20 protein-coding genes are annotated in these 26,198 nt (G+C 72.8%); 8 read left to right on the plus strand and 12 right to left on the minus strand.

Annotated elements, in window-relative coordinates; genetic code table 11:
• Nucleotides 1-81: 81 nt before the first annotated feature.
• The 3 genes from CLV56_RS01700 to CLV56_RS01710 are packed head-to-tail and all read left to right on the plus strand — an operon-like array spanning nucleotide 82 to nucleotide 4,920.
• Nucleotides 82-2,220, plus strand: coding sequence for a catalase (locus CLV56_RS01700; RefSeq protein ID WP_100414289.1), 2,139 nt, complete (start codon nucleotides 82-84; stop codon nucleotides 2,218-2,220).
• 49 nt (nucleotides 2,221-2,269) lie between these two features.
• Nucleotides 2,270-3,022 carry a GAF and ANTAR domain-containing protein gene (locus CLV56_RS01705; protein WP_170224746.1) on the plus strand — a complete coding sequence of 251 codons (753 nt, stop codon included), beginning with the start codon at nucleotides 2,270-2,272 and terminating at the stop codon, nucleotides 3,020-3,022.
• Nucleotides 3,019-4,920, plus strand: a complete 1,902-nt coding sequence (locus CLV56_RS01710) for a SpoIIE family protein phosphatase (protein WP_100414291.1) — start codon at nucleotides 3,019-3,021, stop codon at nucleotides 4,918-4,920. The genes CLV56_RS01705 and CLV56_RS01710 overlap by 4 nt, the downstream gene beginning before the upstream one ends.
• Here the strand turns inward: CLV56_RS01710 and CLV56_RS01715 are convergent.
• Nucleotides 4,917-5,720 (minus strand): sigma-70 family RNA polymerase sigma factor, encoded by an 804-nt coding sequence (locus tag CLV56_RS01715; RefSeq protein ID WP_100414292.1) that lies wholly within the window; start codon nucleotides 5,718-5,720, stop codon nucleotides 4,917-4,919. The two genes, CLV56_RS01710 and CLV56_RS01715, sit on opposite strands and share 4 nt — an antisense overlap.
• A 206-nt stretch (nucleotides 5,721-5,926) precedes the next feature.
• Here CLV56_RS01715 and CLV56_RS01720 point away from each other — a divergent pair, with 206 nt between their 5' ends.
• Complete coding sequence (locus CLV56_RS01720) at nucleotides 5,927-7,111, plus strand: NAD(P)/FAD-dependent oxidoreductase (RefSeq protein WP_039368812.1); 1,185 nt, start codon at nucleotides 5,927-5,929, stop codon at nucleotides 7,109-7,111.
• Between the two features lie 7 nt (nucleotides 7,112-7,118).
• On the opposite strand, the gene CLV56_RS01725 is transcribed toward CLV56_RS01720, so the two are convergent.
• The 5 genes from CLV56_RS01725 to CLV56_RS01745 form a co-directional block, all read right to left on the minus strand.
• Entirely contained in the window at nucleotides 7,119-7,826 is a 708-nt protein-coding gene (locus CLV56_RS01725) for a glycosyltransferase family A protein (RefSeq protein ID WP_039368815.1), read from the minus strand.
• Nucleotides 7,823-9,151 carry a PIG-L family deacetylase gene (locus tag CLV56_RS01730; RefSeq protein ID WP_039368818.1) on the minus strand — a complete coding sequence of 443 codons (1,329 nt, stop codon included), beginning with the start codon at nucleotides 9,149-9,151 and terminating at the stop codon, nucleotides 7,823-7,825. The genes CLV56_RS01725 and CLV56_RS01730 overlap by 4 nt, the downstream gene beginning before the upstream one ends.
• Nucleotides 9,148-10,191 carry an acyl-CoA dehydrogenase family protein gene (locus CLV56_RS01735; protein WP_100414295.1) on the minus strand — a complete coding sequence of 348 codons (1,044 nt, stop codon included), beginning with the start codon at nucleotides 10,189-10,191 and terminating at the stop codon, nucleotides 9,148-9,150. Before CLV56_RS01735 ends, CLV56_RS01730 begins: the two co-directional genes overlap by 4 nt.
• A gap of 28 nt (nucleotides 10,192-10,219) precedes the next feature.
• A complete protein-coding gene (locus CLV56_RS01740) occupies nucleotides 10,220-10,771 on the minus strand; it encodes a Dps family protein (RefSeq protein ID WP_039368821.1) in 552 nt (183 codons plus the stop codon).
• A gap of 89 nt (nucleotides 10,772-10,860) precedes the next feature.
• Nucleotides 10,861-13,311 carry a hypothetical protein gene (locus CLV56_RS01745; RefSeq protein ID WP_100414296.1) on the minus strand — a complete coding sequence of 817 codons (2,451 nt, stop codon included), beginning with the start codon at nucleotides 13,309-13,311 and terminating at the stop codon, nucleotides 10,861-10,863.
• 86 nt (nucleotides 13,312-13,397) lie between these two features.
• On the opposite strand from CLV56_RS01745, the gene ligD reads away from it, so the two are divergent.
• Nucleotides 13,398-14,285, plus strand: a complete 888-nt coding sequence (gene ligD / locus CLV56_RS01750) for a non-homologous end-joining DNA ligase (protein ID WP_039368826.1) — start codon at nucleotides 13,398-13,400, stop codon at nucleotides 14,283-14,285.
• A 61-nt stretch (nucleotides 14,286-14,346) separates the two neighbouring features.
• Here ligD and CLV56_RS01755 read toward each other — a convergent pair whose 3' ends face one another.
• Both CLV56_RS01755 and CLV56_RS20910 read right to left on the minus strand, forming a co-directional pair.
• Nucleotides 14,347-14,742, minus strand: a complete 396-nt coding sequence (locus CLV56_RS01755; RefSeq protein WP_039368827.1) for a hypothetical protein — start codon at nucleotides 14,740-14,742, stop codon at nucleotides 14,347-14,349.
• Nucleotides 14,743-14,784: 42 nt separating this feature from the next.
• Nucleotides 14,785-15,729 (minus strand): MerR family transcriptional regulator, encoded by a 945-nt coding sequence (locus tag CLV56_RS20910; RefSeq protein WP_100414297.1) that lies wholly within the window; start codon nucleotides 15,727-15,729, stop codon nucleotides 14,785-14,787.
• 228 nt (nucleotides 15,730-15,957) lie between these two features.
• On the opposite strand from CLV56_RS20910, the gene CLV56_RS01765 reads away from it, so the two are divergent.
• Nucleotides 15,958-16,212 carry a WhiB family transcriptional regulator gene (locus CLV56_RS01765; RefSeq protein ID WP_342744983.1) on the plus strand — a complete coding sequence of 85 codons (255 nt, stop codon included), beginning with the start codon at nucleotides 15,958-15,960 and terminating at the stop codon, nucleotides 16,210-16,212.
• A gap of 108 nt (nucleotides 16,213-16,320) precedes the next feature.
• Here the strand turns inward: CLV56_RS01765 and CLV56_RS01770 are convergent, their stop codons facing one another.
• Both CLV56_RS01770 and CLV56_RS01775 read right to left on the minus strand, forming a co-directional pair.
• Nucleotides 16,321-19,275 carry a bifunctional [glutamine synthetase] adenylyltransferase/[glutamine synthetase]-adenylyl-L-tyrosine phosphorylase gene (locus CLV56_RS01770; protein WP_039368925.1) on the minus strand — a complete coding sequence of 985 codons (2,955 nt, stop codon included), beginning with the start codon at nucleotides 19,273-19,275 and terminating at the stop codon, nucleotides 16,321-16,323.
• 69 nt (nucleotides 19,276-19,344) lie between these two features.
• On the minus strand, nucleotides 19,345-20,682 hold the full coding sequence (locus CLV56_RS01775; protein WP_039368831.1) for a glutamine synthetase family protein: 1,338 nt from the start codon (nucleotides 20,680-20,682) through the stop codon (nucleotides 19,345-19,347).
• Nucleotides 20,683-21,039: 357 nt separating this feature from the next.
• On the opposite strand from CLV56_RS01775, the gene CLV56_RS01785 reads away from it, so the two are divergent.
• A complete protein-coding gene (locus tag CLV56_RS01785) occupies nucleotides 21,040-22,794 on the plus strand; it encodes an NAD+ synthase (protein ID WP_039359829.1) in 1,755 nt (584 codons plus the stop codon).
• An 85-nt stretch (nucleotides 22,795-22,879) separates the two neighbouring features.
• The gene (gene panB, locus CLV56_RS01790; protein ID WP_039359832.1) at nucleotides 22,880-23,758 is read left to right on the plus strand and encodes a 3-methyl-2-oxobutanoate hydroxymethyltransferase; all 879 of its coding nucleotides are present in this window, start codon (nucleotides 22,880-22,882) and stop codon (nucleotides 23,756-23,758) included.
• Nucleotides 23,759-23,782: 24 nt separating this feature from the next.
• On the opposite strand, the gene CLV56_RS01795 is transcribed toward panB, so the two are convergent.
• Together CLV56_RS01795 and CLV56_RS01800 are read right to left on the minus strand one after the other, a co-directional pair.
• Nucleotides 23,783-24,898 carry an FAD-binding oxidoreductase gene (locus CLV56_RS01795; protein ID WP_245857517.1) on the minus strand — a complete coding sequence of 372 codons (1,116 nt, stop codon included), beginning with the start codon at nucleotides 24,896-24,898 and terminating at the stop codon, nucleotides 23,783-23,785.
• A complete protein-coding gene (locus CLV56_RS01800) occupies nucleotides 24,895-26,160 on the minus strand; it encodes an aromatic ring-hydroxylating oxygenase subunit alpha (RefSeq protein ID WP_100414298.1) in 1,266 nt (421 codons plus the stop codon). The genes CLV56_RS01795 and CLV56_RS01800 overlap by 4 nt, the downstream gene beginning before the upstream one ends.
• Nucleotides 26,161-26,198: the final 38 nt, after the last annotated feature.

Here is a 26,198-nt window from a genome sequence, read left to right on the forward strand (position 1 = left end):
ACGGGGCATGCGTACGGCCTGCACCCGTTTGCCGATCCCGCGATCCGGGTACGCCCACGGCACGCCACCCGAGGAGTCATCATGCAGCCGGACGACGCGACCAGCCGACGGTCCACCGACGACATCGGCACCCCACCGCCCGCGCCACCGTCGCCGACGGGCGCAGAGCCCGGCGGTCGCGACACGCTGCAGCAGCAGGGGGAACGTCTGACGACGGCGCACGGCACTCCGCTGCCCGACACCGACCACTCGCTCAAGGTGGGTCCGCGGGGTCCGACGCTGCTCCAGGACCACCACCTGCGGGAGAAGATCACCCACTTCGACCACGAGCGCATCCCCGAACGTGTCGTGCACGCGCGTGGCGCGGCAGCGCACGGCGTCTTCACCGGCTACGGCGCGGCGTCGGACTTCACCCGGGCCACGTTCCTGGAGAAGGACCGTGAGACTCCGGTCTTCGTCCGGTTCTCCACCGTGCTCGGGTCCCGCGGATCGGCCGACACCGTGCGCGACACCCGCGGCTTCGCGACGAAGTTCTACACCGACGAGGGGACCTTCGACCTCGTCGGCAACAACATCCCGGTCTTCTTCATCCAGGACGGGATCAAGTTCCCCGACATCATCCACGCCGCGAAGCCGCACCCCGACCGCGAGATCCCCCAGGCGCAGAGCGCGCACGACACGTTCTGGGACTTCGTGTCGCTCCACACCGAGGCGCAGCACCACACGATCTGGAACATGTCCGACCGCGGCATCCCCCGCTCGTACCGCATGATGGAGGGCTTCGGCGTCCACACCTTCCGGACGAGGACCGCCGAGGGGCACACGTCACTGGTGAAGTTCCACTGGAAGCCCACTCTCGGCGTGCACTCGCTGACGTGGGAGGAGGCTCAGCTCCTCGGCGGGATCGACCCGGACTTCCACCGACGCGACCTCGCCGACGCCATCGACGCCGGCGCCTTCCCCTCCTGGGAGCTCGGGATCCAGGTGTTCCGTGACACACCGGACCAGAGCTTCGAGGACATCGACCTGCTGGATCCGACCAAGCTGGTCCCCGAGGAGCTCGCCCCGATCCAGCCGATCGGGCGGATGGTCCTGACGGCCAACCCCACGAACTACTTCGCCGAGACCGAGCAGGTGGCGTTCCACGTCGGTCATCTGCCGCCGGGCATCGACGCGACCGACGACCCGCTGATGCAGACACGGCTCTTCTCGTACGTCGACACCCAGCTCACGCGGCTCGGCGGGCCCAACTTCTCCCAGCTGCCGATCAACCGGCCGCGGACCCCGGTGAACGACATGCTCCGCGACGGGTTCGGTCAGCAGGCGGTGCACTCCGGCGTCGCGCCGTACCGCCCGAACTCCCTCGACGGAGGCTGCCCGGTGCAGGTCCCGCCGGCCGACGGCGGGCGCGAGGACATCCCCGTCACGGTCGAGGCCGGGCCGAAGATCCGCGCGGTGCCGACGTCGTTCTCCGACCACTTCACCCAGCCGCGCCAGTTCTGGCTGAGCATGTCCGCCGTGGAGCAGCAGCACATCGTGGCGGCCTACAGCTTCGAGCTCCTGAAGTGCTCGGACCGCACCGTCCAGGAACGACAGGTCGCGTGCCTCGCCCGGATCGACCCGTCGTTGTGCGCGCAGGTCGCGGACGCACTCGGCATGCCGGTCCCCGACCCGGACGATCCTCTCGCCGAGCCCGACCCCTCGCCGGCCCTCTCCCAGCTCGGTGACCGATGGCCGGTCGACGGGCGTCGCGTCGGCGTCGTGGTCGACGGGGACGACGAGGAGGCGCAGAGCGTCGTCGCCGCGCTGAGCAGCGCGCAGGCGACCCCGCTCGTCATCGCGGCCCACGGCGGCCGCGTCGGTCGCCTCCCGGTCGCCCACGCGTTCTCGTCGGTGCGCTCCGTCGAGCTCGACGCCCTCATCGTCCTCGGCAGGCCCGCACCCGCAGCCGATGCCGACCCCGTCGGCGATGCCAAGGCGGGCGTCGGCAGCCGGGACGAGGATGCGATCGACCCGCGCGTGCTGCTGCTCGTCCAGGAGTGCTACCGCCACGCGAAGCCCCTCGCCGCACTCGGAGCCGGCATCGACGTGCTCGACGCAACCGGCTGCGAAGGCCCCGGCGTCGCCCGTGCGGACTCGGGGCCGGACGCGGTGGCCGCCACCACCGATGCCCTCGCCTCCCACCGCGTCTGGGACAGGTTCTCGAGCAGCGCGAACTGAGCGCGAGCAGCAGGATGGAGACCCCATCCCTGAAGGAACGGAGCAGATCATGGCGACCGAGCACGAGCTCGCAGCCCGCTTCGCGGCGCTCGGGCGCCAGCTCTTCCGCGAGGACGACGCGGTGCCGACCGTCGAGCGCGTCGTCCAGCTCGCGATCGAGCTGGTCCCCGCCTGCGACGACTGCGGGTTGATGCTGCGTCGACGGCGTGCCACGGTCGTCACCGCCTCAGCCAGCTCGCCCCGCGGGGAGCGGTGCGACAACCTGCAGTACCAGCTCGACGAGGGCCCGTGCCTGGAGGCGATCTGGGAGGACGAGTCGTACCTGTCCGGTGACCTCGAGAACGATCCGCGGTGGCGACGCTGGGGTCCCGCTGCCGCCGCCGAGGGGATCCACTCGGTCCTCAGCATCCGCCTGGTCAGCGACGACGAGACGATCGGGTCGCTCAACCTGTACGCGGAGGAGTACGACGCGTTCTCGGCCGACGACGTGGACACGGCGCTGATCTTCGCCTCCCACGCCACGCTCGCCATGAGCTCGGCGCGGCTGGTGACCGGGTTGCGGACCGCCATGCAGAGCCGCCACCTCATCGGGATCGCCCAAGGCATCCTCGTCGCCCGCTACGAGATCGACGTGGAGAGCGCGTTCGACGTCCTGCGCCGCTGCTCCAACGACACCAACATCCGCTTGAGCGACATCGCCGCCCAGGTCGTCGCAGCGGGCGCGCTCCCACCCGACCTGCTGGATCGCTCGCTCGCCCAGGAGACCGGGCGCCGCGGCCACGACTCGCCGGACCCGCCATGAGCGATCAGGACCGACACGACGAGCGCGCCCGGCCGGACGCCGCGACCATCGCCTTCGAGCAGAGTCCCGACCTGATCCTCGTGACCGAGGGCGAGGATCACCTCCTGGTCGGCTCCAACCTGTCGGCGGCGGCATTGCCTGGGCCCACCCCGACGCCAGGCCGCCCGCTCCAGGAGACGGTCGGCGGATCCGCAGCGAGCGTCGGGCTGATCCGCCTCTTCGACGACACGATCGAGGGCGGTCACGCCTTCACGTGGGAGACGCGACGCGTCGACGTCGGCGGGACGGCGGAGACGCCTCGGTTGTTCGACGTGTCGGCCTGCCGCTGGTCGGACCGTGACGCCGGGCGCGCCGGGGTGGTCGCCCGCGCGGTCCCGGTCGGTTCGCACGGCCGACGGGGCCAGCCCCAGGAGATCCGCCGCGAGCGGCGACCGCACCATCTGGCCGGGGACGCAGACCTTCGCACCGCGGTGCACGACGAGGTCCTGCCCGACGAGCTGCCGCTCGTACCAGGCGTCGACGTCGCCGCCGGCTACGTCTTCGCGGGAGCGGAGATCCCGGTGAGGGGCGACTGGTTCGATGCCGTGCCGCGTGCCGACGGCACCGTCGCGCTCGTCATCGGCGACGTCGTCGGCCGCGGGGTCTCGGCATCGGTGACGGCATGTCGTCTCCGCGCCGCATCGGCGGCCTCTCTGCTCGAGGGCGCCCCGCCGGGCGACGTCCTGGAGCGGATCGACCGCTTCGCGTCGACGAGCCCGACCGCGATCGGCGCACGGATGGCGGTCGTGGTCGTCGATCCCCGTGACGGCCGCCTCGAGTACGCCACCGCGGGGCACCCGGACCCAGTCGTGGTGACGTCGGAGGCTCAGGTGCGGCCGCTCACCGAGGCGCGCTCGCCGGTCCTCGGGCGCTCCCGAGCGCACACGACGGCCACCGACGCCCTGGCGCCCGGCGACGTCCTGATCCTCTGCACCGACGGGATCCTCGACCGACAGCACGTGGGGCCGGCCCGCTCCGTGGAGGAGCTGGCGCAGCTGCTGGCCCCCCACGTCTCCGGCCGCGCCCCCGACGACCGAGCACGTCTGGTCGACAGGGTCGCGCGGCTCGGACTCGAGACCTTCGGCCGTGGTTCCGTGCCCGTCGACGACCTCGCGCTGCTCGTCGCTGCGCGCGCGCCGCACCCACCCGGGCTCGACATCGGCGTCGGAGAAGCGGCCGAGACCCCGGTGCACGCCCGTACGGCCTTGGCGCGGTGGCTCGAGTCGTTCCAGGTGCGCGCGGTCGACCAGATCGCCGTCCTGCACGCCGTCCACGAGCTCGTCGTCAACGCCCTCGAGCACGCCTATCCGTCGGGCGACGGGACGGTCCGGGTCACGGCCGAGGTGGCGCCCGACGGCACCCTCACCTGCCGCGTGGCGGATCACGGGCGGTGGGCGGCCCGCGCGGGCGACGGAGGCGGGCGCGGGCTCGCGATGGCCAGCGGGCTGGTCGACGAGCTCGTGATCGACCGCACCGCCGACGGGACCACCGCCACGGTCCGCCACCGTCTGACACGTCCCGCTCACCTCTTCCTCGCGGCGACCGACGACCGGCGAGGAGAGAACGCCGACATGCCCTTCACGGCCGCGATCGAGGATCGTCGGATCCGCCTCGTCGGCGCCGTCGACGAGTCCGCCGCGGACGAGCTCGGCGTGATCCTGCGGGCGCACGCCGGGAACGCCGACCCGGTCACGATCGACCTCACGGCTGTCGACCTGCTCGGCAGCGCTGCCCTCCGACTGATCGACGACGCCCTGGTCACCGGTCCCGAGCTCCGGGTGGTCGCCCCCGCCGGCTCGGTCGCCGAGCAGGTGCTGGACGCGAGCGGCCTGCCCTGGCGACGGCCGGACTCGGTCTAGGCCACGCCCAGCTCGTCGGCCCCGGCGCCCTGAGGTTCGCTCCGCGCGCCGTGCTCGGTCGCCGACGCGGCCACCTCGGGATCCGCGACGTCGTCGATCTCGTCCCGGAGCTGCGTCAGGATGCGGTTGAGCAGCCGGGACACCTGCATCTGCGTGATCCCGAGGTCCTGACCGATCTCGCGCTGCGTCCGGTCCTCGAAGAAGCGGAGGAACAGGATGCGGCGGTCCCGCGAGGACAGACGTCGCACGACGGGGGCGAGCACGGCGCGCGCCTCGCCCGCGTCGGTTCCGTCCTCCCCCTTGATCACCTCGAGCAGAGCACCCTCCCCGTCGCCCTCGACCGGTTGGTCCAGCGATACGCCGTGGAAGCATCCGCTCGCGGCCATGCACTCGTGGTACTCGTCCTCGTCGATGCCCACGTCCTCGACCACCTCCGCGCGGGTCGGCTCCCGACCACGCTCGGCCCGGATCCGTTCGACCGCGCGGTTGACGGCCCACTGTCGCTCCTGGATCCGCCGCGGCGGGCGGACCAGCCAGCCGTCGTCACGGAAGTGCTTGCGCAGCTCCCCCCGGATCGTCGGCACGGCGAAGGCGCCGAATCCCACGCCTCGCTGCGGGTCGAAGCGCGAAGCCGCCTTGATCAGCGCCTCGTAGGCGACCTGCACGAGATCATCGACGTCGATGCCCCGATCGCGGAAGCGCAGGGCGACGGAGTGCGCCAGCGGGATGTGCTCGAGAACCAGCTTCTCGACTGCGGCACCGCCGGACGCGGCGGACGGAATGGTCGACGTGCGAGACATACGACGCTCCCAAGGAAACGGTCGTGCGGCTCGCCGGCTTCTTCAGCGAAGGGTGCTACTCCTGCGACCCTAGCGGCATCACCGTCCGAACTCCACACTCGGCCTCCGCACCACCTGCCCGCCACCGGCGCATGAGCGGCGCTCGCGGCGGGTACGGGGCCTGTGACGTGGCACGACGCGGTCACGCCGACCCGAGGAGGTGGCGCGTGCGGAGCTCGACGTCGGCCGGTCTCCTCGTCGTCGGAGGCGGTCCCGCGGGCCACGCCGCCGCGCGGTCGTACCGTGAGTCGGGCGGCGACGGACGCGTCCTGGTGGTCTCCCAGGACGCGTACCCGCCCTACGCGCGGCCGCCCCTGACGAAGGAGCATCTCCGCGGAGAGACCGCCTCCGACGAGCTCGCGCTCTCCGGACCGGACTTCTACACCGACCACCGCATCGAGCTCACCCTGCGGCGGACGGTGACCGCGATCCACCGTGATCGGGACCGGGCCACGATGCACGGCGGCGAGACGGTCGACTTCCGGTCCTGCGTGGTGGCGACCGGCAGCCGGCCCGTCAGCCTGCCGGTCCCCGGGGCGCACGATCCACGCGTCCTGGAGGTCCGGTCCCTCGACGACGGGATCGCCCTGCGCCAGGCCGCGGAGTCGGCCGGGTCCGCGGTCGTGATCGGGTCGGGGTTCATCGGGTGCGAGGCCGCGGCGTCGCTGTGCGCCCGGGGGGTCACCACGACGCTGATCACGATGGAGCGGGCGCCGCAGCGCGCGCGGCTCGGCGACGAGGTGGCCGCCAGGATCGCCGGTTGGCTCGACGACGCGGGCGTACGCCTCGTCACCAGCGCGACGGTCCGCTCGATCGTCGAGGCGCGGACGGTCTGCACCTCGGCCGGCGCGTACTCGGGCGACATGGTCCTGCTCGCCACCGGGGTCGCGCCCGACAACGCGCTCGCGGCCGCCGGACGGATCGCGTGCGCCGACGGCCGGGTCCTCGCGGACTCACGGATGCGGACCAGCCGGGCGAACGTGCTGGCCGCCGGCGACGTCGCCCTCGCGACGAACCACGCGGCAGGGCGGCGGCTCGCCGTGGAGCACTGGGGCGACGCCGTCAGGATGGGCGAGGTCGCCGGAGCCAACGCCGCCGGCGTGCAGGACCGCTGGGCGCAGGCGCCGGGATTCTGGAGCGGGATCGGTGATCGGGTCCTGAAGTACGCCGCCTGGGGCGACGGCTACGACGCCGTCCTCCTGAGCGACCACGGCGAGGGCGCCTTCACCGCATGGTACGGCGCCGGCGGTCGGGTGGTCGGGGTCCTGACCCACCGGCACGACCCGGACTACGAGCGTGGTCGCACGCTGGTCGAGTCCGGCGCCGACTGGAGCGACGTGGCGGCCGCGTGAGCCGTCCTCAGCCCGCTTCGGGCGCCGCGGCGAGGTCGCGGAGATAGCCGGCGAAGCCACCGTTCGTGCGCCCGCGCAGCCGCGCCGACGTCCGCACCCGGCTCCCCTGGTTCGTCCACCGACACCCGGCCGCGATCGCCGAGCGGACGAACACGACGTCCTCGTGCTCGTCCAAGGCGCTGAAGCCACCGGCGAGACGGTGCGCAGCCAGGGTGAAGCCGAGGTTCGCGCCGTGGACGTGCAGCCCGTCGCGGTGACGGTCGTCCCAGGAGCGCGCCAGCGCCGGGTCGATCTCGTCGGGATCGGGGCGGACCCGGCCGACCACCAGCGCGAACCCGTCCGATGCCAGGACGTGCTGACGGACGAGCCATCCCGGCCCGACCAGGCAGTCGGCGTCGGTCATCGCGACCCACACCCGATCGTGCTCGCGCCCCCGGGCCAGCCGCGCCACCCGGTCGACGCCGGCCTCGCGCGCCACGCCGACGCACCCGGCACCGGAGATGACCGTGTCGACGTCGTGCCGTGCGGCCACGGCCGCCGACCCGTCGCGACAGCGATCGAGCACCACCGTGATGCGGGCGCCGATCCCCGTCGCCTGGTGCAGCCTGATCACCGCCTGCTCGATCGCCGTCAGGCACCGTCCGAGCCGCTGCTCCTCGTCGTGCACGGGAACCACGACGTGCACGACCTCCGGCGCGGCGGCGTCGAGGCTCACGCGTGCGGCTCCGGCCAGGCGGCATCCGCCCCGAGGACGACGATCTCGACGTCGCGGTCGACGTACGACGCATGCTCGACCCACCCCCGCCGGTCCCGTACCGCCGCGTGGACCGCCGGCCCGTCCATCGGCCACCCGTCCACCTCGTGGCGCCAGTGGCACAGCACGATCGTCCCCCGCGGGGACAGGGACGACGTGATCCGGTCGAGGAGTCCGTCGAGGCCGGCCGGGCTGAGGAAGTACCCGATCTCCGACAGCACCACCAGATCGAACCTGCCGTCGACCCACTCCCGAGGGACGCGCGCCTGGATCACCTCCACCTCCGTGCCCGCGAGCCGCTCGCGCGCCGCGCGCACGGCAGCCTCGCTCGAGTCGACGGCAACGACCTGGTCGCACCGCTCCGCCAGCGCGACGGTCAGCTCACCGATCGAGCACCCGACCTCGAGGGCCCGCCCGAACCGCGGCCACGGAAGGGCCGCCAGGAGCAGATCGCGCTTGCGGCGTTCGTACCACCGGTCCCGTACGCCCCAGGGGTCCGCGGCGCGTGCGTGCAACGTCTCCAGCGCGTCGTCGTGGGTGTCCTCGGAGACGAAGTACTCCGACTCCCCACGGAAGTGCTCCAGCACCTCGCGGGTGAGCAGCGCCTCGTCGCCCGGCTCCGCCGACAGGGGCTGGATCTGGCTGCGATGGCTCCGGATCGCGGCCGACCGTCGCTGCTGCGCCTCGTCGGACAGCGCGAAGCGGCACATCCGCTCCCAGGGCGCGGACTCGGGACGAGCCCAGTGCCACCACCAGATCGGGAACTCCAGCAAGGTGGCGTCCGTACGGGCAGCGGCCACTCCTGCCGCGCGCCCGGCAGCCTCGTGGTCGCTGTGCCCGTCGTGGCGCCACGGTGCGAGCACGAGCGTCCGGCGCCCGTCACCGATCACCTCGACCACGCGCTCGACCAGCGTCGACTCCGCGAGGGCGACCTCGGCGTCGGCAAGTCCGAGGAAGGTGCACGACGATCCCGGGGCGAGAACGCCGACGGCCTCCTCCAGCTCGGCCAGACGCCGCCGCGCGAGCCCGATCGGCCCGAGCGTCGGGGATCGCGGGTGGCTGCGCTCACCGGCGGTGGCCACCAGCACCTCGACCTCGAGCCCGACGGTGTGCGCGGTCGCGATCAGCCCGCCGGCGCCGAGCGTCTCGTCGTCAGGGTGGGCGGCGAGCACGACCAGTCGGTCGAACCGGTCCAGCTCGAGCTCGGGGCACGCCCGCGCGGCCGGGTGCCCGCGCCACGCCGAGGCGGGCGTACCGGGCTGGTCGTGGGTGAACGACGCGGTCATCGCGAGCCCCCGTGCACGAGGTGGCGGCCGAGGGCCGCGGCGTCCCGTTCGGCGTGGTGCTGACGCAGGTACACCCGCAGGTCCGAGACCCGGGCGACGTGCTCGGGCTCGCTGACGAGCGGACCCGGTCCGAGCGCGTGGTCGACGCTGCGGAGGACCCGCTCGGCGGAGTCGGCGACCACCTGACGCACCCGCAGGGCGAGGACGGCTCCGGCGTCGCCCCGGGCCTCACCGGCGTCGACGAGGCGAGCTGCACGGCTCAGCGCGCTCGCCGCCGCGTACAGCGCCGCGTCGGTCGCGCCCAGGTGGGCGAGCCCGATCTGGTCGGGCTCGCGCTTCGCGGCCGCGTCGGTCAGGCGCCGGACGAGCCCGACCGCTCCCCCGTACCAGACGGCGGCGACGCCGATGCCGCCCCACGCGAAGCCGTCCCGCTCGAGGTACCAGCCGGGACCACCGACCGGCACCGCCTCCGCCTCCGCGAAGCGCACCGACGTGCTGCGGATCCGGCGCAGACCGTGCGGCACCCAGGGCTCGTCCGCCGTCTGGATGCCGGGTTGGTCGAGCGCCACCGCGAACAGACCACGCCGCTCCTCGTCGATCCAGGCGGTGACCAGCGCATGGGTGACGTCGTCGGCGAGCGAGCACCACGGCTTCGTCCCGCCGAGGGCCCAGCGTCCGGGCGCGCCGCCGGAGGGCAGGGGCCGCGCGACCACGCGCGTGCCGGGACCCTCGGCGGCCCACACCCCCAGCACGGCGTCCGCCGGAACCGTCTCCTCCCCCGCCTGAGCCTCGGCGAGGATGGCCAACGCGTCCAGGTGCGGCTCCACCGCACGGGCGACGGTGAGATCACAGGCTCCCAGCGACGCGAGGCACGACCACCGCGCGGCGGTGTCGACGCCCGGCAGAGCACAGTCCTGGCCGAGCTCACGGCCGAGGCGCAGGGCACCCTGCACGTCGCCGGCGACACGCGCGCAGCGCGTGGCGACCTCGTCGAGCCACGGGTCCGGCTCCGCCGTGACCCCGACCCTGACACCCGCCACGCGCTGCGTCCGCCCGTCCGTGACCGCGTCAGCCGTCGGCGCGAGCGTCGTCGGCCGCGGCGGACTCGGAGTCCGCGCCCGCGGTGGACAGCCGGCCCCGCATGTCCTCGAGGTGCGCCCGCACGAACCACTGGAACTTCTCGAGCTCCGCGGTGTGCGCGATGATCATGTCCTGCGTCACCAGGTCGAGGTCGTCGGTCAGCGCCATCACCTCGCGGTTCGCCTCGATCACGCCGTTGTAGACGAGGTCGAGCGCGCCGAGGTGAGCGAGCACGGTGTCGCGGCCGACCGAGTAGTCGTCCCAGGTGCGGTCCGCGATGATCGCGCCCGGCGTGCCCTTCGGCGACGCACCCAGCGTCGCGATCCGCTCGGCGACCTCGTCGGCGTACCCGCGGACCAGGTCGACCTGGGGGTCGATCATCTCGTGCACGGCGATGAAGTGCGGCCCGACGACGTTCCAGTGCACGTGCTTGAGGGTGAGGTGGAGATCGTTGTACGCGCTCAGCCGCCCCTGCAGTGCGGCCACGACCTGCTCGGCATCGTCCGTCGACAGGCCCGGAACGGTGTACGACACGGTCATTCGTCTGCTCCTCGACTCGGGATTCTGGGTTCAGCCGTACCCTAAGACGGGTCGCGCCAAACGTCCGGTCGAGCCGAGTCGGCGCGGACTCAGCCGCCTTCCGGAGCGCCACCCGGTCCCGCGGCGTGAGGTTTCCGTACCCGCTCGAGGGCGTCGGCCCAGTCCGGCCCGCGCCAGTAGTGCCCGTGCTTGAGCAGGCCGGTCACCGCACCGTCGTTCATCTCCTGGTCGTACGGCGTGGGGTCGAGCACCCGCCAGTCGTCGCCGCACTCGTGGCGCCCGGTCGAGGGCACGTGCACGTCCGGCCGCGCCCCGTCCAGGGCCCCCGGCAGGTGACCGGAGGTCGTGCTGGGACCCTCCGCCCCGTGCCGCCACGACAGCACGGGGCCGGCCAGGGGATCGGTCTCGCGGTAGAGGTTGATCCAGGCCCCGCCGAGCACGTCGTGCACGTCGCCGACCGCGTCGAGGTTCACGTACTCGGGGAAGGCCCGCGGGAAGATCACCTGCAGCTGCGACCCGAACGTGAGCAGCGAGATCCCGTCGCGCTCCTCACGGTGCAGCGCCGCGAGCGCACCGAACGCGATCAGGCTGCCCTGGCTGTGTCCGCAGACGACGACGTGGGGAGCCGGCTGAGCACGGCGGTACCAGCGCAGCCGGTTGCGCAGATCGGTCACGCACCGCATCGAGTACGGGCGGGGCGCGTACGGGTGCACCGCGTGCGGCCAGAACGCGATCACGTCCCAGACGACATTGAGACTGCGGCGCGTCCCCTGCTCGGAGACCGCCGACCGTCCCGTGGCGAGCAGCGCCGCCGCCGCCGTGATCAGCGCCCACGCCCCGATCAGGGCCACGACGTTGGAGACCCAGATGACCGCGGCGGAGCCGGTCACGTACTTCGGCTGGCTCAGCAGGTCCAGCGGGCCCGGCAGCGACCGGCAGGTCCCGAAATCCTGGCCGCCCTGGCAGCCGGCCAGCTCGAGCGCGAGCGCGATCCCCAGCAGCGTCCCGAAGAGGACGAAGACGGTGCCGCCGACCGGGATCAGGTTCTTGAGGCGCGCGGTGCCGATCGCGCGCGCGACCGTCTCCAACCAGCCCGCCGAGAGCCGCGGGCCGCCGTCGGCCGCGGCGAACATCCCGGCGGCGCGTGCACGGTCCGCTCGGCGTCGGGCCATCATCCAGATGCCGGCCCCGGTGGCGAGCAGCGCGAACAGCAGGAGGTTCAGGCCCCACGCGTACGAGACCCGGTCGAGCATCGGCGTCGTCCCGACATCGACCTCGATCCCCTCGGCCGTGGTGCGCGTCCGGACCGACAGATCGAGCAGCGAGGAGACGCCGGTCGCCGCCGCCGCCGAGAGCCCGACCCCGAGGAACGCGGCGATGCTCGCCACGAGGTAGGCGGTCATCCCGAGGGCGTACGGACGGAACGCACGGTGGCCCGGGGTCGTCCCCCAGGAGCCGCGCACGCTGAGGACCAGCGCGAGGTTGGCGAACCCGAGGAGGATCAGCGCTGCCAACCCGGCCCACAGCAGGCCGTTCGCGACGTCGTCGAACATCACCGGCCGCTCGGCGGCCGCCCGGTCGACGTCGCTCGCTCCCCACGCCGACAGGGCGAGGAGGACGACGGCGACCGCGATCGCACCGCGGGCGATCCAGACCATCGTCACGTGCCACCACAGCCGGAACGCCGCGATCCGGCCGGACAGCGGCAGGCTCGCGGTCCCTTCCGGGTCGCCGAGCAGCGTCGTCAGCACGACGACGAGGACCAGGGCGATCGTCGACGCGAGCAGGACCGGGTCGCGGTCCACCCACCCGTCGGGGTGGACCGCCCACGCACCCATGCTCGCGACCGTGAGCACCGCGGCCGCGAGGTGCAGGTTGCGCAGGACCGGTGCGTCGGTGTCGCCCCGGTAGAACCGGTCGCGGGCCAGCGGGGTCCGAGGCTCCCCGGGCTCGACCGCGTCGACGTAGCGCCCCTCGGTCCGCTTGCGCGGCTCGGCGTCGTCCACCACGCCGTATCCGCGGCCCAGCCGGTAGAGCACGTACGAGACCAGCGCCGTCGCGACGATCGCGAGACCGACCGTCCACGTCTCGGGGAAGGACCCGAGCTGGCGCGAGCCGGGAGCCCACCGCCAGGCCAGCAGGTCGATCAGGATCAGCCCGGCGGCGAACGTCAGCAGCAGCGTCAGCATCAGGGCGACGAAGCGCAGCAGAGCACCGCACAGCAGGTGCCAGATCCGCGCGAGCAGGCCCGGTCCGGCGGCGGGCAGCATGAACTGCGCGGCGTTGACCATGCCGAACGGCAGCAGCACCATCCACAGCGCCTGGAGCCAGCTGCCGGAGGTGAAGCGGCCCCAGTGGTAGGCCTCCACGACGTGGCCGTCCGCGCCCCGCAGCTCGTGACCCGACGAGTCGACCGCGCGGAAGTAGCGGGAGTCGGCGTCGCCTGCGACCTGCGTGCAGTACGGCCGGTCGAGGATCGACTCCGGCGGCGCACCGCTCACCCCGTGCACCCGCAGCTCGACCCAGTCCGCACCGGACATCCGCGCCACCTCCACCGAGCAGGCTAGGGCGCCGCGGGGTGCGCTGCCGTGCTGCTTGCAGCCCCGCGCGGTGGGATGGTGGTGCGATGGCGGGAAACGTGCTGGAGATCGACGACCGGACGGTCAAGGTCTCCAACCTCGACAAGGTCCTCTATCCGTCCGACGGCACCACGAAGTACGACGTCATCCAGTACGTGCTCGCGGTCGCCGACCCGCTGCTCGCCCAGCTCGCCGACCGCCCCTGCACCCGCAAGCGCTGGCCCGACGGCGTCGACGCGGACAGCTTCTTCGAGAAGAACGCGCCCCGCGGGACGCCGGAGTGGGTCCGGGTCGTCGAGGTGGCGACGCCCGGGTCGTCGCGGGGCCGGGACTCCGCCGACTTCCCGGTGCTCGCGCACCGGGCGGACCTGGTCTGGGTGGCCAACCTCGCGGCGCTGGAGCTGCACACGCCGCAGTGGACCGTCGGGCCGCGCGGCGGCATCCACGACGCCGACCGGCTCGTGATCGACCTCGACCCGGGCGCACCGGCCGGGCTGGCCGAGGCCGTCGAGGTCGCGCACCTCGTCCGCGACCGCCTCACCGACGACGGCTGGACGGTCGTGCCCGTGACCAGCGGGAGCAAGGGCGTCCACCTGTACGCCGGCCGGGGCGCGACCGCCCCGTCCGACACGCTGCGCGACTACGCCCACGGCATCGCCGACGAGCTCGCCGCTGCGCACCCGAAGCGCGTGCTGTCGGTGATGCGCAAGGCGGAGCGGCGCGGGAAGGTCTTCCTCGACTGGAGCCAGAACGTCGCGGCGAAGACGACCGTCACTCCGTACTCGCTGCGTGGGCGCGAGCGACCCTGGGTGGCGGCGCCGCGGGTCTGGGAGGAGCTGGACGATCCCTCGGAGGTGACGCAGGTCCTGGCGCACGAGATGCCCGGCCGGCTGGAGACCTACGGCGACCCGATGGCCGCCCTTCGCGCTGTGTGACGCCGACACCGGAAGGCCGAGCGGAAACGTCGCCGGCGTCGCGCAGCGGGACGAGGCGCCGTCAGAGGTGGTCCGGGACCGTCAGCGCGTCCGGGTCCGAGCGCGGGGGGACGTGGGAGAGCGCGACCTTGACGAGGGCGACGCGTGCCTTGGCGAGGGCCTTGCGGCGGATCCCCCGCTCCCCACCCATCCGGGCCTCGACGGACGCGGCGATCTGCTCGTCGGTGAACGTCGGCCGCGTGCCCGACTCGACCTCGACGTCCGGCAGGTCGACGAGCACGGGCAGGAGCTGGTCTCCCAGCCCCGAGACGATCTGGAACCGCTCGTAGCGCGACAACGCGCTCCACGCGTCCTCGGCGTCGCGCCGACCGCGTCGTACGTCCTTGTCCTTCGCGGCCACGATGCTCTTCGCCGCCCCGGTGAGCGCCGCGGTCAGCTCGTGCTCGGTGAACCTCATCCCCCGATCATGCCTGGCCGGCCGCGGCGGCCGCGGGGCAGGTCATCCGGGCTGCGGCGTGGTCTGCATCATCGTGATCAGCCGGTCGGTGGTGGCGAGCAGGTCGGGCGCCCGCTCGGCCTCCCGCCCGCCCTCGCCGACGACCGGCCGCGACGGTGCCCAGCCCTCGCCGCCGAGCAGGAAGCTCGTCGTCGGCGGGGCGTCCGCGACCACCGCATCCAGCCAGTCGACGTCCTCGGTCATCGACCAGACGTAGACCGCCGCCGGGGCCAGGCGCCCGACCGCGGCCCCGAGCGCGCCCGGTGTGATCGCGCAGCCGAGGTTGACGGCCGCGACGCCCTTGGCGGCGAGCGCCGCCTCCAGGGCCAGGAGCGTCAGCGACTCCCGCTCGGGCTCGACGGAGGTGAGCACGACCGGGCGTACGCCCGTGAAGCGCGCACCGAACCCGCGCGACAACGACCGCAGCTCCGACTCCACCCGGTCGCGCGCCAGCCGTCGGACCTCCTCGCCGGCCGCACCGACCGCGACCTGCAGGTCGAGGTGCGCCAACGACGGCGCCAGCACGTTCACCCACCCGCCGATCACGCCCCACTCCCGCATGGTGTCCGACAGCAGGTCCGACAGCCCGACGACGTCCAGCTCGCACGCGGCCGCCTCGATCCGCTCGCGCGACTCCGCCGGCGTGGCGAGCACGTGCGCGGGCCTCGACGCGCCGGGCTCGTCGGAGTCCAGCGCCGCGAGCAGCCCCGCGGGGTCCAGGGAGAGCGCGACCCGCGCCGCAGACTGTGCCGGGACCCCGCTGGAGACGATCCGGTTCATCATCTGCACCCGCCGGATGTCGGTCTCGCTGTAGCGGCGGTGCCCACCGCTGGTGCGCTGGCTCGGACCGATCCCGTAGCGGCGCTCCCAGGTCCGCAGCGTGGGCGTGGCGATCCCGAGCCGGTCGGCGACCGCCCCCACACCCCACAGCAGCTCGGAACCCTCCATGCGTCCACGCAGCACGGCGGCCGTCGACGGCCGCCGGACCCGCGCGCCCCCTCCCCGATCAGGACCTCTCGAGTCCGTTCTGATCGAGTCTCACCGCTCCCGATGTGATTCGCCACATGGATCTTGTGCACTGAATCAGATTTGGATAAGTTCTGACCACTTGCATTGCCACGTTGCAAACAAGGGGGTACCAACATGGCAAGCATTGCACGCCTTCCGATGCCTCTGATGGAGGCCTACGAATGGCAGTACGAAGGTGCCTGTCGCGAAGCCGACCCGGAGACCTTCTTCTCACCTGAGTCCGAACGCGGTCCGCGTCGGCACGCACGAGAGCATCTGGCCAAGACGTACTGTGCTCGCTGCACGGTCCGTGACCAGTGCCTGCAGCATGCTCTCAAGGTGAAGGAGCCCTACGGGGTCTGGGGTGGACTCACGACCGGCGAGAGGGCCGCGCTGCTCACTGGCGAGCGCTCGGCAGGATGACGCCGACGGTCGGGCCCCCGCCCCGCCGCCGGTGACCATCCGCCTCGCACCATCCGACCGACCGACGACGACCGACAGTCCACGGACGTGACCGCAACCCGGTGCGGGTCAGTCCCAGAACACCCGCTCCACGACCTGGCGTGCCTTGCGGGTGGAGCGGCGGTAGTCGTCGACCAGCTGCTCGCTCTCCTCGAGCCCGTACCCCAGCAGCCAGGCGACGCCCGCGCGGTCGCGTGCGGCTTCCGGCAGTGATGCTGCTGCCCGGTTGCGCAGCAGCACGAACGCGTTGCGGATCCGGCTGACCAGCAGCCAGGCGTCCTCGAGCGTCGCCGCGTCCTCGGCCGTGACGAGTCCGGCGTCGCGCGCCGCACGCAGGGCCGGCAGCGTCTCGGTCGTCCGCAGCCCCTCGACCGCGTGCGCGTGCTGCATCTGGAGCAGCTGCACCGTCCACTCGACGTCGGCGATCCCTCCGCGGCCGAGCTTGAGGTGCGTCCGCGGGTCGGCGCCACGCGGCAGACGCTCGGAGTCGACCCGAGCCTTGATCCGACGGATCTCACGGACGTCGGACTCCGCCAGCCCGTCGGCCGGCCAGCGCAGCGGGTCGATGAGGTCCCCGAACGCGGCGCTGAGCTGCTCGTCCCCGACGACCGGACAGGCCCGCAGCAGGGCCTGGGCCTCCCACGTCGACGACCACCGCTCGTAGTAGGCGCGGTACGACGCCAGCGAGCGGACCAGCGGACCGGACCTGCCTTCGGGCCGGAGGTCGGCGTCGACCTCGAGCGCAGGATCCGGTCCGGCGCCACCGAGCATCCGCCGGACCTGCGTCGCGACCGCCATCGCGGCCGACGCGGCCGCCGACTCGTCCGCACCCGGCTCGGGATCGTGCACGAACATCACGTCCGCGTCGGAGGAGTAGCCGCTCTCCAGTCCGCCGAGGCGACCCATCAGCACGATCGCCATCCGGGTCTGCAACGGGCCCCGCTCGGCCTCGACCGCGCGGCACGCAACCCGCAGGACGCCGTCGAGCACCGCGATCGTCAGGTCCGACAGTGCGTGGCCGACCTCGACCACGTCGACCCGGTCGAGGACGTCGGCGATCGCGATCCGCGACAGCTCGCGCCGGCGGACCCGCCGGATCGCACGGACGGCGTCGTCGGGGTTCTCGTGCCGCGACGCCGCCCACCGGGTCTCGGTGAGGATCCGCTCGCGCGTCCGCGGGGTCAGCTCGGCCTCGTCGCCGAGGATCGCGACCGACTCGGGTGCCCGCAGGATCAGGTCCGTGACGTACGCGCTCCCGGCGAGGACCTTCGCGAGCTGCTCGGCGCCCTCCCCCTCGTCACGCAGCTTGCGCAGGTACCAATGGGTCCCGCCGAGGCTCTCGGAGACCTTGCGGAACGCGAGCAGCCCTGCGTCCGGGTCGGGCGACTCGGCGAACCACGACAGCATCGCCGGCATCAGCTGACGCTGGATCGACGCCGAGCGACGCACCCCGGCGGTCAGTGCGGCGATGTGCGCGAGCGCTCCGCGCGGGTCCTCGAACCCGAGCGCGACCAGCCGCTCGGAGGCGGCCTCCGCCGACAGCCGCAGCGCGTCCGGTGGGAGCGGCGCGACCGCGTCGAGCAGCGGTCGGTAGAAGAGCTTCTGGTGCAGCCGCAGAACCTCGCGCTTCTCGGCCTTCCACTCCTTGAGGAGGTACGCGCCGGGGTCGGCGCGGAACCCGAGGGTCCGCCCGATGGACCGCAGCAGGTCGGGGTCGGTCGGCACCAGGTGGGTCCGGCGCAGACCTTCGATCTGAATCCGGTGCTCGAACATCCGCAGGAACACGTACGCCTCGGTCATCGCCGCGCCGTCGCCCCGGCCGATGTAGCCGCCGTCGACCAGCGCGCGCAGCGCCCCGGTCGTCGATGCCGTCCGCAGCGACGCGTCGGCGCGGCCGTGGACGAGCTGGAGGAGCTGGACGGCGAACTCGACGTCGCGGAGCCCGCCGGGGCCGAGCTTGAGCTCACGGTCGAGCTGCTCGGAGGGGATGTTGTCGACCACCCGGCGGCGCATCGCGCGGGTCTGACCGACGAAGTTGTCCCGCCGGCTCGCCTCCCACACCATCGGCGTCACCGCCTCGAGGTACGCCGCGCCGAGGTCGGCGTCGCCGGCGACCGGCCGCGCCTTCATCAGCGCCTGGAACTCCCACGTGCTCGCCCAGCGCTCGTAGTACGCGACGTGGCTGGACAGCGTGCGGCTCAGCGGACCGTCCTTGCCCTCGGGGCGCAGGTTGGCGTCGACCTCCCAGATCGTGCCCTCGCGCGTGTGGTCCGCGCAGATCCGCATCGTCCTCGCCGCGAGCCGGGTGGCGACGCGCCCCGCGCGGACGTCGTCGGCCCCGTCGGCGGGCTCGTGCACGAAGATCACGTCGACGTCGCTGACGTAGTTGAGCTCGCGTCCGCCGCACTTGCCCATGGCGATCACGGCGAGCCGTACGGTCTCCGCGCCCTCGACATCGCCGCGGGCGAGCCGCAGCGCGGTGGAGAGCGTCGCGCCGGCGAGGTCCGACAGCGCGGCCACGGACGTCTCGTAGTCGATCTCGCGGGTCAGGTCGCGCGCGGTGATCTGGAGCAGCAGCCGGCGGTACACCACGCGCAGCGCGTCCGGATCCTCCACGTCGGCGAGCGCGTCCTCGAAGCCGGGCTGGTCCTTCGGGGCGCGACCGACGGCCTCGGTCCGCAGCGCCAGGACGTGCTCGGGGTGCACCACGAGGAACTCGCCGAGCGCCGTGCTGGCGCCGAGGACCGCGACCAGACGGGACAGGAAGTCCGGATCGGCGCGCAGCAACGTCGGGAGGTCGCCGTCGTACCCCGTGACCAGCGCGCACAGGCGCCGTACGGTCAGGTCCGGATCGGCACCCTGCGCCGCCCTCTCGACCAGGGACGGCTCGAGGCCGCCGCAGTCGGCGACGAGGGCGGCGGCGGCTTCGGGATCGGCGAACCCGAGCCGGGCCAGCGACCCGGACGACGTGCGGAGCCGGGAGGCCGGCGGTGAGCTCTCGGTGCTTGCGGACTCGCTCGACACGGGCACCACAGTACGAGACGTCCTGCGGCCCACCGCGCCGGGCAGGCACCCGGCCGTACCGCCGTCGCGTCAGACCCGGGTGACGAGGGTGTCCAGCTCGAACTGCGTGACCTGCGAGCGGTAGTCGTGCCACTCCGCACGCTTGTTGCGCAGGAAGAAGTCGTAGACGTGCTCGCCGAGGGTCTCCGCGACCAGCTCGCTGGCCTCCATCTCACGGATCGCCTCGTCGAGGTTGCGCGGGAGCGGCGCGATGCCGAGCGCTCGACGCTCGGCCTCGGTCAGCGCCCACACGTCGTCCTCGGCCTCGGCCGGCAGCTCGTAGTCCTTCTCGATGCCCTTGAGCCCGGCAGCGAGCACCATCGCGAACGCGAGGTACGGGTTGCAGCCGGAGTCGATCGCACGGTGCTCCACGCGAGCGGACTGTCCCTTGTGCGGCTTGTACATCGGGACGCGCATCAGCGCGGAGCGGTTGTTGTGGCCCCAGCACACGTACGACGGGGCCTCGCCGCCGAAGATCAGCCGCTTGTAGGAGTTCACCCACTGGTTCGTGACCGCGGTGATCTCGGGCGAGTGCTGCAGGACGCCCGCGATGAACGCGCGGCCGGTGCGGGACAGCTGGTACTCGGCGCCGGCCTCGAAGAAGGCGTTCTCGTCGCCCTCGAACAGGCTCATGTGGGTGTGCATGCCGGAGCCCGGGTGGTCGGTGAACGGCTTGGGCATGAACGTCGCCCACAGGCCCTGCGACAGCGCGACCTCCCGTACGACCGTGCGGAACGTCATGATGTTGTCGGCCGTCGTCAGCGCGTCGGCGTAGCGCAGGTCGATCTCCTGCTGGCCGGGCCCGCCCTCGTGGTGGCTGAACTCGACCGAGATGCCCATCGCCTCGAGCATCGTGATGACCTCGCGGCGGAAGTCCTGGCCGCCGCCCTGCGCGGTGTGGTCGAAGTAGCCCGAGTCGTCGACCGGAACGGGCCGGTCACCCACCTCCGGCTTGCCCTTGAGCAGGAAGAACTCGACCTCGGGGTGGGTGTAGAAGGTGAAGCCCATCTCGGCCGCCTTGGCGAGCGTCCGCTTGAGGACGAACCGCGGGTCGGCGTACGAGGGGCTGCCGTCGGGAAGCAGGATGTCGCAGAACATCCGCGCGGTCGCCGGCGTCTCACCGCGCCAGGGAAGGATCTGGAACGTCGACGGGTCCGGCTTGGCCAGCATGTCGGCCTCGTGCACGCGGGCGAAGCCCTCGATCGCGGAGCCGTCGAAGCCGATGCCCTCCTCGAAGGCGCCCTCGAGCTCCGCGGGTGCGACCGCGACCGACTTCAGGTGGCCGAGCACGTCGGTGAACCACAACCGGACGAACCGGACATCGCGCTCCTCGAGCGCGCGCAGCACGAAGTCTTCCTGCTTTCCCATGGGGACAGTCTGCCCATGATCCGTTACGCGCGCGTGAACGGGTCCCCGTACGGCGCCGGCGTCGCTGGTCGAGCTCGTCGAAACCAGCAGACCCCGCTCGCAGCTGGCTACGCACTCCCTCACCGGGCTGGGGAAACCGTCCGTGCCGAGTGCGGGTCTGCGTAGCCGGCTACGCAGACCGCCAGGCGGGGGGCTGGTCGGGCCGGTCGGGGGGCTGGTCGCGTCGGGCGGGGGTCGGGCCGGGCGGGGGGCTGGTCGGGCCGGGCGGGGGTCTGGTCGGGCCGGTCGGGGTCGGGGTCGGGGGCGCGCTCGCCGGCGACCGACGACCCGGCGGTGCGGCCTCGCTAGGCTCGGGACGTGCCTCAGCTCCGTGTCGCCCTCGCCCAGGTCAACCCGATCGTCGGCAACGTCGCGCACAACAGCGCGCTGATCCTCGAGCACTGCCGCGCGGCCCACGAGGCGGGGGCGCACATCGTGCTGTTTCCCGAGATGGTGCTGACCGGCTACCCGATCGAGGACCTCGCGATGCGCGCCTCGTTCGTCGCCGCGTCCCGTCGGGCGGCCGACGAGCTCGCCGAGCGGCTGGCGGCGGAGAAGATGGGCGACCTGGTGGCCGTGGTCGGGTTCCTCGACCAGGTCCCGGGGGTGCCGTCCGGATTCGGCATCCCGAAGAACGCGCCCCAGAACTCGGTGGCCGTGATGCACGGCGGCGAGATCGTGGCCCGCCAGGCCAAGCACCACCTGTGGAACTACGGCGTCGGCGACGAGGCCCGCAACTTCGTCCCCGGCTCGACGATCAACGTCGTGCAGGTCCACGGCGTCGACGTGGCGATCGCGATCTGCGAGGACCTGTGGCGCGACGGCCCGTCCGCCGCGGCCCGTGCGGCCGAGGCCGCCCTGCTGCTCGTCCCGAACGGCTCCCCGTACGAGGCGAACAAGGACGACGTGCGCTTCGACCTGTGCGCCCGGCGGGCGGTCGAGGGCGAGTGCGCACTGGCGTACGTGAACATGGTCGGCGGTCAGGACGAGCTGGTCTTCGACGGCGACTCCCTCGTGGTGGACGCCGAGGGCCGGCTGCTCGCCCGGGCCGCGCAGTTCTCCGAGGAGCTGCTCTTCGTCGACCTCGAGCTGCCCGCCGCGACCGACACGATGCCGTCGACCGACGCGACGTTCTCCGGGCTGCACATCGAGCGCACGATCGTCTCGGCCGAGCCGGTCGCTCCGTACGAGCCGCTGGGGTCGCCGGTCGCGACGCCGCTGGACGACCTGGAGGAGATCTACCGCGCCCTCGTGGTGGGTCTGCGCGACTACGTGGAGAAGAACGAGTTCCGCAGCGTCCTGCTCGGTCTGTCCGGCGGGATCGACTCGACGCTGTGCGGCGCGATCGCGGTGGACGCGCTGGGCGCGGAGCGGGTGTTCGGGGTGTCGAACCCGAGCGCGTACTCCACCGAGCACTCCCGCACCGACGCCGAGGAGCTGGCCCGGCGGACCGGCCTCGACCTGCGGACGGTGGCGATCGCGCCGATGGTCGACGCGTTCCAGGACTCGCTGTCCCTGAGCGGGCTGGCCGAGGAGAACCTCCAGTCGCGCGTGCGGGCGGTGGTCTGGATGGGGCTCTCGAACGCCGAGGGCCACCTCGTGCTCGCCTGCGGCAACAAGTCGGAGCTCGCGACCGGCTACTCCACGATCTACGGCGACGCCGTCGGCGGCTACGCCCCGATCAAGGACGTGCGCAAGACCCTGGTCTGGGAGCTCGCACGGTGGCGCAACGCCTACGCCGAGGCGCACGGCGAGGTCCCGCCGATCCCCGAGAACGCGATCAGCAAGCCCCCGTCGGCCGAGCTGCGGCCCGGCCAGCTCGACACGGACTCGCTCCCGCCGTACGAGATCCTCGACGCGATCCTGGACGCGTACGTCGAGCGCGATCTCGGCGCGGCTGCGGTGGTCGCGGAAGGGTTCGACGCGACGACCGTCGAGCACGTCGTCACACTCGTGGACCGGGCGGAGTACAAGCGCCGGCAGTACCCACCGGGCCCGAAGGTCACCGCGCGCAACTTCGGGCGGGACCGCCGGGTGCCGATCACGAACCGGTGGCGCGAGCACCTGGGCTGACCCGCGCGGCACGAGCCTCGGCCACGGTGGCACGCTGGAGACGTCCGTGGACTCCGTCCGGGAGCCGCGAGATCGAAGGAGCACCATGTCTGAGCACACTCCCTCCGCCGAGGAGACCGCCCCGTACGGCTCGGGGCCCGGCGCGAGCGGGGGTGACGCACCCGCGCCGCGGCGCCGGGTCCGCACCCACCAGCTGCGTCGGATGAAGCAGGACGGACAGCCGTGGGCGATGCTCACGGCCTACGACCAGTACGCCGCCGAGATCTTCGACGAGGCCGGGATCGAGGTCCTGCTCGTCGGCGACTCCGCCGCGAACAACGTCTACGGGTACGAGTCGTCGCTGCCGGTGACGGTCGACGAGCTGATCCCGCTGAACCGCGCCGTCACCCGGGCGACCCGCTACGCCCTCGTCGTCGCGGACCTGCCGTTCGGCTCGTACCAGGGCTCGCCCGAGCAGGCGTACGACACGGCCGTGCGGTTCATGAAGGAAGGCCACGCGCACGCCGTCAAGCTCGAGGGCGGCGCCGAGATGGCCCCGCAGATCCGGCGGCTGGTCGACGGCGGCATCCCGGTGATGGCGCACATCGGCTTCACCCCGCAGTCGGAGCACTCGCTCGGCGGATACCGCGTGCAGGGGCGCGGGGACGCGGCCGCGAAGACGATGGCGGACGCGCTCGCGGTGCAGGACGCCGGCGCGTTCGCGGTCGTGATGGAGATGGTGCCCGGGGACGTCGCGGCCGAGATCACCGAGCGGCTCGAGATCTCCACGATCGGCATCGGCGCCGGGTCGCGGTGCGACGCCCAGGTGCTGGTCTGGCAGGACATGATGGGCCTGCGCACCGGCCGGCTGCCGCGGTTCGTGAAGCAGTACGCCGATCTGCGGAGCACGATGCTGGACGCCGCCCGAGCGTACGCCGACGACGTGCGCACGGGCGCCTTCCCGGGGCCGGAGCACACGTTCTGACCCCGCCCCGCCGCGAGCGGGCGCTCAGGCGTCGATCACGAGGTCGTCGGTCGGAGTCGAGCAGCAGAGCAGGATCTTGCCCTCGCGGATCTCGCGGGGGCGGATCCCGCCCTGGTGCTGCATGTCGACCGAGCCGCTGAGCAGGTCGCTCTTGCACGTCCCGCACAGACCCTCGTGGCACGACGAGGGGACCCGGACGCCCGCGCTCGCGGTCGCCTCGAGGATCGTGGTCGCCGCGTCGCAGGTGATCGTCCGGCCGCTGCGACGCAGCTCGATGCTGTGCAGCCGGACGTCCGACGGCGGTGGCACGTCGCCGTCGTCGGGCGTCTCACCTGCCCCGGCGCCCAGCTCGAACCGCTCCTCGCGGCACCGCCCGGGATCGACGCCGGCCACCGCCAGCAGCTCGCGCACGGCCGCCATGTACGCGGGGGGCCCGCAGAGCAGGACGTCGCGCTCCAGCAGGTCGGGGGCGATCGCGGTCAGCATCGGCAGCGTGAGCAGCCCGCGGTAGGAGTGCCACGCCTCGTCATCGGCGTCCCGCTCGCACACGGCGGCGACCTCCAGGCCCGGCGGCGGCGCCTCGAGCTCGCGCCGGAACAGGATGTCGCGCGGCGTCCGGGCGTTGTGCACGAGGACGACGTCGGCTCCGGTCCCCCGGTCGCGCAGCTCACGCGCCATCGCCATCATCGGCGTGATCCCGCTTCCCGCCGACAGCCACAGCTCCTTGCCGGACCGCCCCGCCCGGGTGAACCGCCCGTACGGTCCCGCGACGTGCAGACGCGATCCCGGTCCGACCTGGTCGTGCAGCCAGGTCGAGACCGGGCCGCCCAGGACGCGCTTGACGGTGATCTCGATCGAGCCGGTCCGGCTCGGCGGGGAGCTGATCGAGTAGCAGCGCTCGAGCGGCACGCCGTCGACGTCGACCCGCACCGTCACGTACTGGCCGGCCTCGAACGCGAACGACCGGGACTCCGTCGGGGCGAGCGTGAAGCTCCGGACGTCGTGCGTCACCTGCGCGACGCCGGTGCACACCAGAGTCTCGTCGATCTCGCCGGCCCGCTCGGGGTCGACCGCGGCGGGATCAGCGGCGTGACGATCAGCGGCAGCCGTACGGGCGGGTCCGATCAGCATGTCGGTCATGGCTGCAGGTACTCCCTCACGCGGCTCAGGTACCAGTCGCAGAACGCGTCCACGTGGGACTCGTTCGGCGCGTACGGCCCCGGCTCGTACGCCGGGCTGCTCACCCCGGCCTGGGCCCGGGCGACGAGCGTCCCGTCCTGCTCGTTGGTGTGGTCCCACACCTCGGTGAGGGTGTCGAGGTCGTAGTCGACGCCCTCGACGGCGTCCGCGTGCACGAGCCAGGTCGTCCGCACGAGCGCGCGGTCGGGCGCGATCGGCAGCACGGTGAACGTGACGACGTGGTCGCTGAGCAGGTGGAACCACGAGTTCGGCTGGTGGTGCATCGAGGTGCGGCCGAGCCGGGCGACGTCGAGGTCGCCGAGCAGCCTGCGCGAGGCCGCCCTCCCGTCGCGCGTGAACGACTCCCCCGCCCCGTCGAGCGCCTCGCGCTGGATCCGGAACGCCGAGGCCCGTCCGCTGAGCTCCTCGATCTTCTCGTACGGCAGGCCGCGCTCGCGGCAGGTCCGCTCGAGCTCCGCCTCCGCCGCCAGGTAGCGCGCGTACGCCGGCTGCAGGTGACGCGGCATCTCCTCGGGCGTGTAGCCGTAGGACGGGAAGAACGTGCAGGTGAGCTCGGGATGGCCGCCCTCGCAGTGGTAGCACTCGCGGTTGTTCTCCATCACGAGCTTCCAGTTGGCGTGCTCGACCAGGTCGTGCTGCGCCGCGACCTTCGTCCCGCGGATCCGGTGCGGCTCGAGGTACGGCGTGATCCGGGCAGCGACGTCGTCGAAGTCGGCGGGCGGCTGCTCGGCGAGGCTGACGAACAGCAGTCCCGACACCGAGCGGACGTGCACGGGCTTCAGGCCGAAGCAGCTGCGGTCGAAGCCCGGCGCCTGGGTGCCCGCATGGAGCAGCCTGCCGTCCGTCCCGTACGTCCACTGGTGGTAGCCGCAGACGATGTTGCCGACGGAGCCGCTGGGCTCGGTGAGGATCCGCGAGCCGCGGTGCCGGCACACGTTGTGCCATGCACGGACCTGCTCGTCGTCGTCGCGCACGACGATGATCGAGTACGGCCCGACGTCGAGGGTGAGGTAGTCGCCGGCCTCACCGATCTCCGGTTCGGTCGCGACGAAGATCCAGCTCGTCGCGAACACCGCCGCGACGTCGAGCTCGTGGACCTCGCGGCTGGTGTAGAACGGGGCCGGCAGGGCCCGGCCTGGGATCCGGCTGTCGACCAGCCGGGCCAGGTCGAGCATGTCGGTCGGGCCGGTGACGAGAGTCATGGGGACTCCTCTCGGGTTGCGCGGGGGTCGACGGGTAG

Origin of the sequence: Mumia flava, from assembly GCF_002797495.1 — a bacterium.
GTDB classification, from domain to species: domain Bacteria; phylum Actinomycetota; class Actinomycetes; order Propionibacteriales; family Nocardioidaceae; genus Mumia; species Mumia flava.

Bases quoted from the DNA above. Each gene is read 5' to 3' on its own strand.
- CLV56_RS01715 (WP_100414292.1), bottom strand. From the start codon at position 5,720: ATGTCTCGCACGTCGACCATTCCGTCCGCCGCGTCCGGCGGTGCCGCA.
- CLV56_RS01800 (WP_100414298.1), bottom strand. From the start codon at position 26,160: ATGACTCTCGTCACCGGCCCGACCGACATGCTCGACCTGGCCCGGCTG.
- CLV56_RS01740 (WP_039368821.1), bottom strand. From the start codon at position 10,771: ATGACCGTGTCGTACACCGTTCCGGGCCTGTCGACGGACGATGCCGAG.
- ligD (WP_039368826.1), top strand. From the start codon at position 13,398: ATGGCGGGAAACGTGCTGGAGATCGACGACCGGACGGTCAAGGTCTCC.
- CLV56_RS01775 (WP_039368831.1), bottom strand. From the start codon at position 20,682: ATGGGAAAGCAGGAAGACTTCGTGCTGCGCGCGCTCGAGGAGCGCGAT.
- CLV56_RS01795 (WP_245857517.1), bottom strand. From the start codon at position 24,898: ATGACCGACATGCTGATCGGACCCGCCCGTACGGCTGCCGCTGATCGT.
- CLV56_RS01705 (WP_170224746.1), top strand. From the start codon at position 2,270: ATGGCGACCGAGCACGAGCTCGCAGCCCGCTTCGCGGCGCTCGGGCGC.
- CLV56_RS01730 (WP_039368818.1), bottom strand. From the start codon at position 9,151: ATGACCGCGTCGTTCACCCACGACCAGCCCGGTACGCCCGCCTCGGCG.
- CLV56_RS01765 (WP_342744983.1), top strand. From the start codon at position 15,958: ATGGAGGCCTACGAATGGCAGTACGAAGGTGCCTGTCGCGAAGCCGAC.
- CLV56_RS01700 (WP_100414289.1), top strand. From the start codon at position 82: ATGCAGCCGGACGACGCGACCAGCCGACGGTCCACCGACGACATCGGC.
- panB (WP_039359832.1), top strand. From the start codon at position 22,880: ATGTCTGAGCACACTCCCTCCGCCGAGGAGACCGCCCCGTACGGCTCG.
- CLV56_RS01745 (WP_100414296.1), bottom strand. From the start codon at position 13,311: ATGTCCGGTGCGGACTGGGTCGAGCTGCGGGTGCACGGGGTGAGCGGT.
- CLV56_RS20910 (WP_100414297.1), bottom strand. From the start codon at position 15,729: ATGGAGGGTTCCGAGCTGCTGTGGGGTGTGGGGGCGGTCGCCGACCGG.
- CLV56_RS01755 (WP_039368827.1), bottom strand. From the start codon at position 14,742: ATGAGGTTCACCGAGCACGAGCTGACCGCGGCGCTCACCGGGGCGGCG.
- CLV56_RS01710 (WP_100414291.1), top strand. From the start codon at position 3,019: ATGAGCGATCAGGACCGACACGACGAGCGCGCCCGGCCGGACGCCGCG.